The sequence below is a fragment of the Bradyrhizobium sp. CSA112 genome (genome assembly GCF_029051645.1).
Taxonomy (GTDB): Bacteria; Pseudomonadota; Alphaproteobacteria; order Rhizobiales; family Xanthobacteraceae; genus Bradyrhizobium.
Window position 1 is genome coordinate 41,045 of record NZ_JAACFS010000026.1, and the last position, 12,556, is coordinate 53,600.

The window sequence follows — 12,556 nt, forward strand, 5'->3', positions numbered from 1 at the left end:
GCGTCCGGGTGCCAGCGGCAGGTAGCGCTGATGGGACACTCAATGTTGCCTTCATGCGCTCAGCGACGGATGGCGGCGATGCCAGGATGTGACCCTCTGGAAAGCTGCGCCAGCGCGTACCAGCGTGGCCTCGTCGAGATTGGCGGCCACAAGCTGAAACGCGATCGGCATTCCGGTTGCGGAAAAGCCGCCGGGCAGCGTGATGGTGGGATGGCCGGTCATGTTGAACGGGCAGGTGTATTCCTGCAGTCTGGCAATCAGGTCCGGCTGCTCGCCGAGCGTCCGTATCATGGCGAGCGTCAGGGGCGGGAACGGGTGAACCGGAATGAGCAGCAAATCGATTGTCTCGAACAGCGATGCGACCCGGCCGCGCAGTTCCAGTCGGCGCAGCAGGACTCTCTGGTAGTCGAGAGCGGATAATGTGCGGCCTGCCTCGATGACGGCGGCGAGGACCGGGCCATAGTCATCCTTGCGGGCCGGATAGGTTGCATCATGCGCGACCGCTGCCTCCACCGCACAATTCGGCACCCAGTCGGCGACGGCCTGCTTCACATCGGGAAACCGCACATCGACGATGTCAGCGCCAAGCGCACGCATCGTCTCGATCGCCTCGCCCAGCACCTGCTGGGTCGCAACGTCCACGCCGTCGCTGCTCCACTTCGCGTCGAAGCCGATCCGCAGGCCTCGTACGTCCTGTTCCGCTACGACCAGATAGTCGGGCACAGAGTCGAGGACCGCTGTCGGATCGGCACGATCGCGTCCGGCAATGACGCCAAGCATTGCGCCGGCATCGGTCGCGCTCCGGGCAATGACCCCGACATGGTCCAACGTCGCTGCCAGTTCGAACACGCCGTGGCGGCTGACGCGTCCCCAGCTTGGCTTCAAGCCGGTCAGGCCGTTGGCGGCGCACGGCCAACGGATCGATCCGCCGGTATCGGAGGCGAGCGAGCCATAGCAAAGTCCCGCCGCAGTTGCGGCTGCTGAGCCGCTTGACGAAATGCCCGGCCAATAGTCGGGATTCCATGGATTCCTGGGCGGCGTCACAGATGGATGATGATCGGAATAGGCGCCTTCCGTAAGCTGCAGCTTCCCCAGCACGACCGCGCCGGCTTCATTCAGGCGGTGCACCACAGTTGCGTCTTGATCCGGCCGGAAATTGCCGTGGATGATGGTGCCGGCGGCCGTCGGAACATTCTTTATCCAAAATAGATCTTTCACCGCAATCGGAACGCCGTGCAGCGGCCCGCGATACCGGCCCGATGCGATTTCGGCGTGCGCGGCTTCGGCCTGCGCCATCGCAGCGTCGGCCATCACCTGAACGTAGCTGCCGAGTTCACCGTCCAAAGCGGCGATGCGATCGAGTTGCGCGCGCGTTGCTTCCAGCGGAGAAATTTTGCGGTCCCTGATGCGTGCCGCAAGCTCCGTGAGCTCAAGGTAGTGCAGATCGTCGGTGACAACGTCCATTCCGGCTCGGTCAGCGATGCGGCGGCTGGAATCTTCCGGCGAATGACCAGCCATCGGTGAACACCTGTATAAACGTTATACTGGTGTCGATTGCTGTCAACCGGTAAATCTGATTTACTGGTGTTTCATGTCGAAGCTGTCCAAACAGTTCAAGGTTCCCGACGAATTGGCCAATCTCTACGATTTCGCCAATACACTCGACGTCAGGCATTTTACGCATCATGGCGTGCAACACCCGCAAGGTGATGAACTGACGAATGCGAAGGAACTCGCGGCGTGGATGCGGCAACGCGGGTTGTTGCTCGCCGATGCGAGGATCTCGCCTGCGATGCTCGCAACCGCGCTTGAGCTCCGGACCTTGATCCGCGACTATGTGCAGCGTGACCCGCCGGAGCGGAGCAGGAACAAGGATTCGGTCCGCGCGCTGAACAAGGTGCTCAAGCTGTTTCCGCTGCTCGCGACGGCAAGGAATGACGGCGGCATGGTGCTCAGGGCCGCGCGTGACGACGCGCTGGCAGGGCTCTCATCGGTTGTCGCGGAGCTCTATGACGGCTCCAGAAATGGAACGCTCGATCGGTTGAAGATGTGCGCTTCCGACGAATGCCGCCGCGTATTCTTCGATCGTTCGAAGCCCGCGACGCGGCGATGGTGCATGTCGTCATTGTGCGGGAACCGCATGAAGACGAGGAATTATCGCGAGCGCCAGCGTAACGCTGAATAGGTCATCTTGTGTCGGCCGATCGGCTTGGTCCGCAGAAACTGCACGATCTGGCGAAAGTTGGCGAAGTCGTCACCGCGTGGATGTCAGGGATCGATGCGCTCGCTTCCTCACGACGGCGCCGGCCGCCGGAGAGCCGTCCGACATGCCGTAGCCCTGGTTGAACCGCCGCGGGTCGGTGTAGGGATTGCCCGGACCTTTGTTCTGGCAATTGGCGTTTGGATAGAAGAATGCGCAATAGCCTGGTTCGTAAATCACTTGCTGTGCCATGGCAGGTGTCTTGGCAGGTGCCGAGATCACGGCCAGCGCAACCGCCGCGCCAACAAGCCGGTAGATCGACATCGGATTCCTCCTTGCGAAAGGTCCCGATAGCAAAAACCCCGAAAGCGCGGCGCGCATTCCGCGCCGCATGGGTCACACACGCGTGACAAAAGCGACGCCGTCAGCTCACCGCTCGGCGCGATAATGGCCGGACTTGCCGCCGATCTTCTCGACGAGATGGATGCCTTCGATACAAACGCCGCGCTCGACCGCCTTGATCATGTCGTAGATGGTGAGACAGGCGACCGACACCGCTGTCAGCGCTTCCATCTCGACCCCCGTCGGCCCCGTGACCTTGACGGTGGCGCGGACGATGCAGCCGGGCAGTTTTTTGTCGGGCGTGATGTCGAGCGTCACCTTGGACAGCGCCAGCGGATGACACAGCGGGATCAGCTCCGACGTGCGCTTGGCCGCCATGATGCCGGCAATGCGGGCGGCGCCCAGCACGTCACCCTTCTTGGCATTGCCGGAGATAATCAGATCGAGCGTCGCCTTGCCCATGACGACGCGTCCTTCGGCTACTGCCGTGCGCTCGGTCGCTGCCTTGGCCGAGACATCGACCATCCGCGCTTCGCCCGATGCATCGATATGGGTGAGGGCGGAGCCGCCTTTGGAAGCCTTCCGCGCCATCTGCTAGCCGGTCCCGGTCGCACGCGGTGCGGTGGCGCGCGCGAGCAGCGCGCGCGTTGCCGCCGTCACGTCGGCCTGCCGCATCAGGCTTTCGCCGACGAGGAAGGTCGACATGCCGACGCGCTCGAGGCGGGCGAGATCGGCAGGCGAAAAGATGCCGCTTTCGCCGACCATCAGGCGATCACGCGGGATCAGCGGCGCCAGCGCCTCGCTGGTCGCAAGCGTCGTCTCGAAGGTCCGTAAGTTACGGTTGTTGACGCCGATCATCGGCGAACGAAGTTTTAGCGCGCGGTCGAGCTCGGCGCGGTCGTGGATTTCGATCAGCACGTCGAGGCCGAGCGCAATCGCCGCGTCCTCGATATCTCTGGCGGCGGCATCGTCGAGCGCAGCCATAATGATCAGAATGCAATCCGCGCCATGGGCGCGGGCTTCCACCACCTGATAGGTGTCGAACAGGAAGTCCTTGCGCAGCACCGGCAGATTGGTTGCCGCGCGCGCCGCCACCATGAAATCGAGATGGCCCTGGAACGAGGGCGCATCCGTCAGTATCGATAGGCACGCCGCGCCGCCGGCCTCGTAAGCCTGGGCCAGCGCCGGTGGATCGAAATCAGCGCGAATGAGCCCCTTCGACGGTGAGGCCTTTTTCACCTCGGCGATCAGCGCGTAGTCGCCACGGGCGAGTTTTTCCCGAATGGCGCGGACGAAGCCGCGTGGTGGCTGGGCCGCTTTGGCGCGGGCCTCGACTTCGGCAAGCGGGTGCGCCCGCTTGGCCGCAGCGATCTCTTCGCGCTTGTAAGTCTCGATCTCGCTCAGAATATCGAACATCTCTGGGGCCCCTTGGATCAGCCGCGTGAGACCGCGATCAGGTGCTTCAACCGTGCCGCGGCCGCGCCGCTGTCGAGCGATTTGGCGCCGATCGCGACACCCTCTTTCAGGTCCCTGGCACGTCCGGCCACGACCAGCGCCGCCGCGGCGTTGAGTAGCGCGACGTCGCGATAGGCGCTCGGCTTGCCGTTGAGCACGCCTTGCAGCGCGACCGCGTTGGCATCGGCGTCACCGCCCCTCAGCGCGTCGACATTGCAACAGGTGAGACCCGCGTCCTCCGGGGTCACCTCGAACGTGGTGATCTTGCCGTTATCGAGGCTGGCGACGAAGCTCGGGCCGGTGAGGGTGATTTCATCGAGACCGTCGGAGCCGTGCACCACCCAGACGGCTTCGGAGCCGAGATTTTTCAGCACCTGCGCCAGCGGCTGCACCCAGTGCCGGGAGAACACGCCGACCATCTGACGTTTCACGCCGGCGGGGTTGGAAAGCGGGCCAAGCAGGTTGAAGATCGTGCGAGTGGCGAGTTCGACCCGGGTCGGGCCGACGTTTTTCATGGCCGGATGGTGGGCGGGCGCGAACATGAAGCCGATGCCGGCCTCGGCGACGCAGCGGCCGACCTGGTCGGGCGTGAGGTCGATCTTGACGCCGAGGGAAGCCAGTACATCGGCCGCGCCGGAGCGTGACGACAGCGCCCGGTTGCCGTGCTTGGCGACTGGCACGCCGGCGCCCGCGACGATGAACGCCGCACAGGTCGAGACGTTGACCGAACCGGAGCCGTCGCCGCCGGTGCCGACCACGTCGACCGCGTCCGCGGGCGCGTTGACCCGCAGCATCTTGCTGCGCATCGCCGCCACTGCGCCGGTGATCTCGTCGACGGTTTCGCCGCGGACCCGCAGCGCCATCAACAGCCCGCCCATCTGCGAGGGCGTGGCCTCGCCGGACATCATGCTGTCGAACGCGGACGCCGCCTCATCACGCGACAGCGTCGCGCCGGTGGCGACTTTTCCGATGATAGATTTGAGGTCGTCCATCGCTTGGCTTTCAGGATTGGGTGTCGTCTTCAAGCATGACCGGCTGGCGAACCTTAGGTTTATTTTGCGATCATGCTCAGTTGTTAGCGCCCGTCACCTGCGCGAAGGCGGCCTGGTTGATGGTGGTACCGATCTCGGATTCGATCTTCGTTATGTATTGCGCAACCTGTTCTTCGGTCAGGCTGCGCTGCAGGGTGTCCTTTAGTTTCTTCAGCTCCTCGGAGGCAGCATCGACCTGCGGTACGGTCACATCCGTAACGCGGAACACGATCCACTCGCTGCCGCCTGCGCCCGGCGTCTGCCCGACGCCGTCCTTGGGCGTCCGGAACGCGGCCGTGATGGCGGCGGAAGGTACGCCTGACAGCGAGGCGTCGCGGCGGAAACCGGTCGCGGTCTCGACCTTCGCTCCGACTGCTGCGGCCTCCGCGGCAAGGGTGCCGCCTTGCTCGACCTTCTGCACCATCTCGGTTGCCTTCGCGCGCAGCCTGCTCGAAATCTGGTCTTCGCGCCATTTCGCCTCGACCTGGCTGCGGACCTCGTCGAGCGTGCGTTCGCGCGAGGGCGTAATGCCGAGCACGTCGTACCAGACATAGCCACCGGCAAACTGGATCGGTTCGTTATCCACGCCGACATCGCTGTTGAAGGCCTGTGAGACCACGTCGAGGCCCCGTGGAATGTTGGCCACCGGCTGGCCATCGGGCGTGCGGCCCGAGCGGTCGACGGCGTCGATCGTGACAGCGGTCAGGCCGAGCTTCTGCGAAGCCTCGACCACATTGGCGCCACCGCTGCGCTCGTCTTCCATCTTGTTCTGGATTTCGCCGACCTTGAGGCGCGCGCGTTCGGTCGCGAGTTCCTTCTTCACCTGCGCTGCTACGCTTTCAAAGGTCGGCGTCACGCCCGGTTCGATATTGCCGACCTTGACCAGCGCCACGCCGAACCGCCCCTGCACCGGCTGGCTGACTTCGCCGGACGACAACGAAAACGCCGCGTCCGCAATCGCCGGATCGATGATCTCGCTCTTTGCGATCATGCCGAGGTCGACGTCCGCCAGATTGAGATTGCGCTCCTTGGCGAGGTCGTCGAACGACATTCCCGACGTGATGCGGCTGCGCGCGGCCAGCGCCTCGCCTTCGTTGGGAAAAAACATCTGCGACACTTCGCGCTTTTCCGGCGTGCCGAGTTGGTCGCGGCGCTGCTCGAAGACGTTCTTCGCGTCCTCGTCGGAGACCTCGGTCCACTTGCCGATCTCTTCGGGGCTGATCACGACAAAGGCCAGTTTGCGATATTCAGGCGCGCGAAACTGGGTCTTGCGCTCCTCGAAATAGGCGGCCAGCGCCTCGGGCGAGGGCGGATCGATCGTGCCGGCCTGCGCGGCGTCGAGTTTGACATACTCGATCGAGCGCTGTTCGTTCTGGAAACGGGTCATGGCGTCGATCAGGACTTTCGGCGGCTCCACCCCGGCCGAGACGGTGCCGGCGATCTCGCGCCGCAGCCCGACACGCCGCTGTTCGGCGAGATAGCGTTGCTCGGTGTAGCCGAACTGCCGGATCGTGGCCTGGAAGCGCTGCGCGTCGAACTTGCCGCCCAATCCCTGGAAATTGGGGTCGTTGTAGATGAGCCGCATGGTCTCATCCTGGGACTGGGCAAGCCCCATGCGCCGGGCTTCCTCGTCCAGCGCGGCTTCGGCGATGGTCTGTTGCAGCACCTGCCGATCGAGCCCGAAGGCGCGGGCCTGCTCCGAGGTGAGCGGCCGACCGAAACGACGGCCGAGCTGTTGCAGCTTTTCCGTGTAGATCTGGCGGAACTGCTCGGTCGAAATCTCGGTCTTGCCGATCTTGGCGAGCGACGACTGCCCGAACCCCTTGAAGATGTCGGCGATGCCCCAAACTGCGAAACTGACAATCAAAACGCCCATCACGGTGGCCATGACAATCTTGCCGAGCCAGTTTGATGAGGCTTTCCGCATTCCTCGAAGCATGGGTCCAACTTGTTTTTGCAGGAGAGGGGAACCGGGTCGTGCCCAAGGGAATTCGATCCGGGACCGAAAACCGCAACAAGGCGTCACCGAGTTGAAAACCCATCATAAAGTGGCCGCAGCCCCCCGGCAACCTCGCCCGCATGGGCTAATTGAAGCGGTTAATCGCGGCGAGATCGTCCGACCGCCATCTGGAACTGGCGGCGTGCCTCTGCTAGCGCATCCAGAACGCTGACATTTGCGGGACAAATGACATGACCGACGCTATCCGGCCGCTGATCGCCGGCAACTGGAAAATGAACGGCCTGAAATCTTCCCTGGCCGAGTTCGAAGCCATGATCGCCGGTGCGGGTGCGTTGGCTGGCAAGGCCGACCTGCTGGTTTGCCCGCCAGCCACCCTGATCGCCGGTTTCGCCGACAAGGCGCTCGGTTCAAAACTCGCCATTGGCGCCCAGGATTGCCACCCAAAAGCCTCGGGCGCCCATACCGGCGATCTTTCGGCGGAAATGCTGGCCGATGCCGGGGCCAGCGCCATCATTGTCGGGCATTCGGAGCGGCGCGCCGACCATGGCGAAACCGACGCGCTGATCCGGCAGAAGTCGGAGGCGGCTTGGCGGGCACGGCTTTCAGCGATCGTCTGCATCGGCGAGACCCAGAAGCAGCGTGACGCCGGCCAGACGCTGGATATCTGCGGCGCGCAGCTCGCCGGTTCGTTGCCGGATGGCGCGACATCAGCCAATCTGGTGGTGGCCTATGAGCCGGTCTGGGCGATCGGTACCGGGTTGACGCCGACGCCTGGGGATGTCGAGCAAGTTCATCGCTTTATCCGGGGCGTTCTCACCAGCCGATTTAAGGCTGAGGGGAGCAAGATCCGGATTCTCTACGGCGGCTCGGTCAAGCCCTCCAACGCGGCGGAATTGATGGCGGTCGCCGACGTCAACGGCGCACTTGTCGGTGGCGCCAGCCTGAAAGCGACCGATTTTCTGGCGATTGCCGAGGCCTGCTAGAGCGTTTTCGAGCGAAGTGGGCTCTAGCTCAGGGCGGGCATACCCTCCGGCAGCCGCTTCCAGTAGACCAGCGTGCCCGTGAGGCCGCCATGGGGTTTGAGCGCGTAGTCCGGAATGACGCCGGTCAGCTTGAAGCCCATCCGTTCGTACAGGCCGGCCGCGCCTTCGTCCTCGGCGGTATCGAGCACGAGCAGCCAGCGGCCGCGCGCGATCGCCATCTGCTCGGCCTCGCGTAATAGCGCCGTGGCGATCCCGCGGTGGCGGTGGCTGACGCGCGTCATCATCTTCGCGATCTCGGCACGATGTGGCTGGTTTGGCGGAAGATTGAGCAATAGCGTCACGGTCCCGATCAGGCGCTCGCCGTCAAAGGCGCCGAGAACGATCCGCTCGCCGCGCCCGGCCGCGGCCAGCGAGTCGCGCCAGAACGCTTGGGCCGCCATCTGTGACAGTGGATGCATGAAGCTGACCGATCCGCCGTTCGCAACCGTTTCGATCAGGATTTCACTGAGCATCGCGCAAATTTCGGGCGAAGGGCTCAAGGCTTTGATCTGGATATCCGACATGAGGATGAATTTCCGCGAAGTTCACTTTCGATGATTGACGGTACGGGCGGAGCGCGCGCGCTTGATCTCTGCAATCCGTTCGACATCCTCGACCTGCAGGTGACGGCCGCGTTCGAGAATTTCCAATGTGTATTCTTCGTAAGTCAGTCCCAGCCGCTCGGCTTTCCCGATGCGAAACGCGACGATGCCGGGCGAGGGGTTGTGCCAGGCCGCGCGATGCGCCGCCTTCCAGTAGAAATAGTTTCCAATTCCTCCGTTGCCCCATTCAGGACGGTGCTCTTGGTCGAGCGGCGGACCGCCATTGTGGCCGGCAGGCGCGAGGTTTGCCGGATCCGCCGGCTCGGTCGGAGAACGCCTGATGTCGGTCTCCGCCATCGCCAGCTAGCTCCGGGCAAGGGCAACGACATAGGCGCAGGGCGCGGCGCTCTCGTTGGCAAACGTCACTTCCGCCGGCGGACCGAAGCCGAGGCAGTCGCCGGAGGCGAGCTCATGGCGTTCGCCGCCATCGATGAGGACGAGCGCGCCTGACAACACCCAAAGGACTTGGCGGATGTGCGCGTAGGACGAAGCGGGCAGCGTCACGCGTTGCTTCGCCGGCATCTCGACCTTGATGATCTCGACGGGATGATCGGGCCGGCTGAACACCTGGCGGCGCAGGTAGCCGGTCTCGGGATCGCGCCACACCGGCTGCTCGGCGGCGCGCGAAAGACGTCCGCCCTGGCCTTCAGCACGCAGCATCAGGCCGGCGAGGGTGAGGTCGAAGGCGCTGGCGAGCCGAACCAGCACCACCGCGGTCGGGCTGACCTCGGCGCGCTCGATCTTGCTGATGGTGGCCTTGGAAACCCCGGAGCGCTCGGCCAGATCGGCCAGCGACCAGCCGCGGCTGTCGCGCTCGAGCCGCAGGCGGTGGGCGAGCCGGGCGCTGAGGTCGTCTACTATAGTATCCATTTGTCTATTATAATAGAAAATTGCTGCGACCTCAAGTCCGGATTCGAATGTCGCGCGAGAACTGGGACAGCCTTGCCGTCGCGCCTGCGGCAATTATCTCCACGGCGGCGGTTGGGGGTGACAATGCCCCGTCCGATCGTGTAACACCGCGCAACTTCAGGAAAACCCGCAAGCTCTTGGTGCAGCCGAAGACCGGCGCGCTTCGCTTGTGACGGAAGGTTTTGAGATGCAGACCGTCATTATCGTCGTTCACCTCATGATCGTCTCGGTGCTGATCGGCGCCGTGCTGCTGCAGAAATCCGAAGGCGGCGGCCTCGGCATGGGTGGGGGCGCCGGCTTTATGTCGAGCCGCGGCACAGCCAATCTTTTGACGCGGACGACGGCGGTCCTGGCGGGACTTTTCTTCCTGACCAGCATGGCGCTGGCCTGGCTCGCCGGCGTCGACCGCAAACCGGCCTCGATCCTCGGCGCGCCGACGACGCAGTCCCAGCCGGGTGGCGCGCCAGTCGCTCCGCCGACCTCCGGCGGCGTGCTCGATACGCTTAAGAAGGTGGATGAACAGCAGGGCCAGTCGGGCCCGCAGGCGCCGCGTTCGCAATAAAGCAGGGTGGCTATGCAGGGCGGCCTCTACCGTCCTGCAGCAGAACTTCCCATCAATGGCCTGAAATCGCTTTAAAATTCACGTCACCCACAGCCCGGCGAAATGTTCGCCCGCGCATGCGATTCGTTTTGGCGAATCGGGGCAGTGGCCTTAAAGGTAGAATCCCATGGCGCGGTACATATTCATCACCGGCGGCGTGGTTTCTTCGCTCGGAAAGGGTCTGGCTTCGGCGGCACTCGGTGCCCTGCTGCAGGCTCGCGGGTACAAGGTCCGCCTCCGCAAGCTCGACCCCTATCTCAACCTCGATCCCGGAACAATGTCGCCGTATCAGCACGGCGAAGTGTTCGTGACCGATGACGGCGCCGAGACCGATCTCGATCTCGGCCATTACGAGCGCTTCACGGGGCGTCCGGCCACCAAGGCCGACAACATCACCACCGGGCGCATCTATCAAGACATCATCACCAAGGAACGCCGCGGCGATTATCTCGGCGCGACCATTCAAGTCGTCCCGCACGTCACCAACGCGATCAAGGAATTCGTCCTCTCCGGCAACGACGAATATGATTTCGTGCTGGTCGAGATCGGCGGTACCGTCGGCGACATCGAGGGCCTGCCGTTCTTCGAGGCGATCCGTCAGCTCAAGAACGAATTGCCGCGCGACCACGCCGTCTACATTCATTTGACGCTGCTGCCTTACATTCCGAGCGCCGGCGAACTGAAGACAAAACCGACCCAGCACTCGGTGAAGGAACTGCGCTCGATCGGCATCCAGCCGGACATTCTGCTCTGCCGCACCGACCGCGAAATCCCCAAGGAAGAGCGCCGCAAGCTCGGCCTGTTCTGTAACGTGCGCGAAAGCGCCGTGATCGAGGCGAGGGACGTCGACAACATCTACGCGGTGCCCGAGGCCTATCACGCCGCCGGCCTCGACGACGAGGTCTTGGCTGCGTTCGGCATCACGCCAAAAATTCCGCCGGCGCTGCAGAGCTGGAACGTCATCAACGAGCGCGTGCGCAACCCGGAAGGCGCGGTGACCATTGCCATCGTCGGCAAGTACACCGGCATGAAGGACGCCTATAAATCGCTGATCGAGGCGCTGTCGCATGGCGGCATCGCCAACAAGGTGAAGGTCAATCTCGACTGGATCGAGAGCGAGGTGTTCGAGAACGAGGATCCGGCGCCGTTCCTCGAACACGTCAACGGCATTCTGGTGCCCGGCGGCTTCGGCCAGCGCGGCGCCGAAGGCAAGATCCGCGCGGCCCAGTTTGCGCGCGTCCGCGACGTGCCGTATTTCGGTATCTGCTTCGGCATGCAGATGGCGGTGATCGAAGCCGCACGCAATCTCGTCGGCATCGAGAACGCGAACTCCACCGAGTTCGGCCCGACCAAGGAGCCGCTGGTCGGCCTGATGACGGAATGGCTGCGTGGCAACGAGCTGGAGAAACGCTCGAAAACCGGCGACCTCGGCGGCACCATGCGGCTCGGCGCCTATCCCGCAACGCTGAAGCGCGGCAGCCGCGTCTCGGCAGTCTATGGCGGCGCAACCGAGATTTCCGAGCGACACCGCCACCGCTATGAAGTCAACACGGCCTACAAGGACCGGCTCGAGCAGCACGGCCTGCGCTTCTCGGGCCTATCGCCCGACGGCGTGCTGCCGGAGATCGTCGAATACGAGGATCATCCCTGGTTCATCGGCGTGCAATTCCACCCCGAACTGAAGTCGCGGCCGTTCGAGCCGCACCCGCTGTTTGCGTCGTTCATTCAGGCCGCGGTGGTGCAGAGCCGGCTGGTCTGACGTCCTGTCTTGACTGGACCATCGTTGGTTGGCGCCAGCTCAGACGTCGATATGACCGTGCTCCGTGTGACCAGTTTGCTTTGCGGTCGGCGCGTCAATCGATAGACCGCCGCGGGTGGTACATTGAGCATTGCACGGTCGATTAGCTTTGCTTTCAATCCGAGCCGATCGAGAATAGGGCGCGGCACTGGACACCGAAGTCCGTAGGTGAACTGATAAAACGCTGCGCCTGGTCGCATATAGCTGAACGCGCCGCCGACGATCGAGACGATTTTTCGGGTGGACATGTTGAGCAGCGGAAGGCCGCTGACGACTGCACCCACCGGCGCACCGTCGAAAAGGCGCTCCGTCGCCAGTCTCGCAGCATCCATCCAGAGGACGCGGGCGCCGGGGAAACGCACCTGCAACAACTTCATGAAATCGGAGCCGTATTCGACCAGCGTCAGATCCTGCTGGTGGATACCGCGATTCAAGAGCTGGTAGGTGAACGCTCCCGTGCCGGGGCCAAGTTCGAGGATCGGACCGCTCGATGCCGTGATCTCGCTGGTGATGAGATCGGCGAGCGCCGGGCTGGACGGGGCAATCGCGCCGACGCGGCCGGGAGCTGACATCCAGGCGAGGAAGAAGGAGAAGAAGTCGTGTGACATGCGCACTCCGGCAGAGAAAATTGATCAC

At 63.7% G+C, this 12,556-nt stretch carries 14 protein-coding genes; 4 read left to right on the plus strand and 10 right to left on the minus strand.

Going from position 1 to position 12,556, the window contains the following annotated elements; all coding sequences use genetic code 11:
* Window positions 1-51: 51 nt before the first annotated feature.
* Window positions 52-1,464 (minus strand): amidase, encoded by a 1,413-nt coding sequence (locus GWE18_RS30180; protein WP_275189368.1) that lies wholly within the window; start codon window positions 1,462-1,464, stop codon window positions 52-54.
* A 127-nt stretch (window positions 1,465-1,591) separates the two neighbouring features.
* On the opposite strand from GWE18_RS30180, the gene GWE18_RS30185 reads away from it, so the two are divergent.
* Entirely contained in the window at window positions 1,592-2,185 is a 594-nt protein-coding gene (locus tag GWE18_RS30185; RefSeq protein WP_275189369.1) for a CGNR zinc finger domain-containing protein, read from the plus strand.
* 69 nt (window positions 2,186-2,254) lie between these two features.
* Here the strand turns inward: GWE18_RS30185 and GWE18_RS30190 are convergent, their stop codons facing one another.
* From GWE18_RS30190 to GWE18_RS30210, 5 genes are all read right to left on the minus strand, one after another.
* Window positions 2,255-2,524, minus strand: coding sequence for a hypothetical protein (locus GWE18_RS30190; RefSeq protein ID WP_275189370.1), 270 nt, complete (start codon window positions 2,522-2,524; stop codon window positions 2,255-2,257).
* Window positions 2,525-2,629: 105 nt separating this feature from the next.
* The gene (moaC, locus tag GWE18_RS30195) at window positions 2,630-3,133 is read right to left on the minus strand and encodes a cyclic pyranopterin monophosphate synthase MoaC (protein ID WP_275189371.1); all 504 of its coding nucleotides are present in this window, start codon (window positions 3,131-3,133) and stop codon (window positions 2,630-2,632) included.
* A gap of 3 nt (window positions 3,134-3,136) precedes the next feature.
* Entirely contained in the window at window positions 3,137-3,958 is an 822-nt protein-coding gene (gene trpC, locus GWE18_RS30200; protein WP_275189372.1) for an indole-3-glycerol phosphate synthase TrpC, read from the minus strand.
* Window positions 3,959-3,975: 17 nt separating this feature from the next.
* Window positions 3,976-4,989 carry an anthranilate phosphoribosyltransferase gene (trpD, locus tag GWE18_RS30205; RefSeq protein ID WP_275189373.1) on the minus strand — a complete coding sequence of 338 codons (1,014 nt, stop codon included), beginning with the start codon at window positions 4,987-4,989 and terminating at the stop codon, window positions 3,976-3,978.
* 76 nt (window positions 4,990-5,065) lie between these two features.
* Window positions 5,066-6,967, minus strand: a complete 1,902-nt coding sequence (locus GWE18_RS30210; protein ID WP_275189374.1) for a peptidylprolyl isomerase — start codon at window positions 6,965-6,967, stop codon at window positions 5,066-5,068.
* Window positions 6,968-7,218: 251 nt separating this feature from the next.
* Between GWE18_RS30210 and tpiA the strand changes: the two genes are divergently transcribed.
* The gene (tpiA, locus tag GWE18_RS30215) at window positions 7,219-7,971 is read left to right on the plus strand and encodes a triose-phosphate isomerase (protein ID WP_275189375.1); all 753 of its coding nucleotides are present in this window, start codon (window positions 7,219-7,221) and stop codon (window positions 7,969-7,971) included.
* A gap of 23 nt (window positions 7,972-7,994) precedes the next feature.
* Here the strand turns inward: tpiA and GWE18_RS30220 are convergent, their stop codons facing one another.
* From GWE18_RS30220 to GWE18_RS30230, 3 genes are read right to left on the minus strand one after another with little or no spacing between them, the layout of a single operon-like run.
* The gene (locus GWE18_RS30220; protein ID WP_275189376.1) at window positions 7,995-8,534 is read right to left on the minus strand and encodes a GNAT family N-acetyltransferase; all 540 of its coding nucleotides are present in this window, start codon (window positions 8,532-8,534) and stop codon (window positions 7,995-7,997) included.
* A 21-nt stretch (window positions 8,535-8,555) separates the two neighbouring features.
* Window positions 8,556-8,909, minus strand: a complete 354-nt coding sequence (locus GWE18_RS30225; protein ID WP_275189377.1) for a hypothetical protein — start codon at window positions 8,907-8,909, stop codon at window positions 8,556-8,558.
* Between the two features lie 6 nt (window positions 8,910-8,915).
* On the minus strand, window positions 8,916-9,482 hold the full coding sequence (locus GWE18_RS30230) for an XRE family transcriptional regulator (RefSeq protein WP_275189378.1): 567 nt from the start codon (window positions 9,480-9,482) through the stop codon (window positions 8,916-8,918).
* 226 nt (window positions 9,483-9,708) lie between these two features.
* Here GWE18_RS30230 and secG point away from each other — a divergent pair, with 226 nt between their 5' ends.
* Together secG and GWE18_RS30240 are read left to right on the plus strand one after the other, a co-directional pair.
* Window positions 9,709-10,083 carry a preprotein translocase subunit SecG gene (gene secG, locus GWE18_RS30235; protein WP_275189379.1) on the plus strand — a complete coding sequence of 125 codons (375 nt, stop codon included), beginning with the start codon at window positions 9,709-9,711 and terminating at the stop codon, window positions 10,081-10,083.
* A gap of 166 nt (window positions 10,084-10,249) precedes the next feature.
* Window positions 10,250-11,881 carry a CTP synthase gene (locus GWE18_RS30240; protein WP_275189380.1) on the plus strand — a complete coding sequence of 544 codons (1,632 nt, stop codon included), beginning with the start codon at window positions 10,250-10,252 and terminating at the stop codon, window positions 11,879-11,881.
* On the opposite strand, the gene GWE18_RS30245 is transcribed toward GWE18_RS30240, so the two are convergent.
* Window positions 11,848-12,528 carry an rRNA adenine N-6-methyltransferase family protein gene (locus GWE18_RS30245; protein ID WP_275189381.1) on the minus strand — a complete coding sequence of 227 codons (681 nt, stop codon included), beginning with the start codon at window positions 12,526-12,528 and terminating at the stop codon, window positions 11,848-11,850. The genes GWE18_RS30240 and GWE18_RS30245 overlap by 34 nt on opposite strands.
* Window positions 12,529-12,556: the final 28 nt, after the last annotated feature.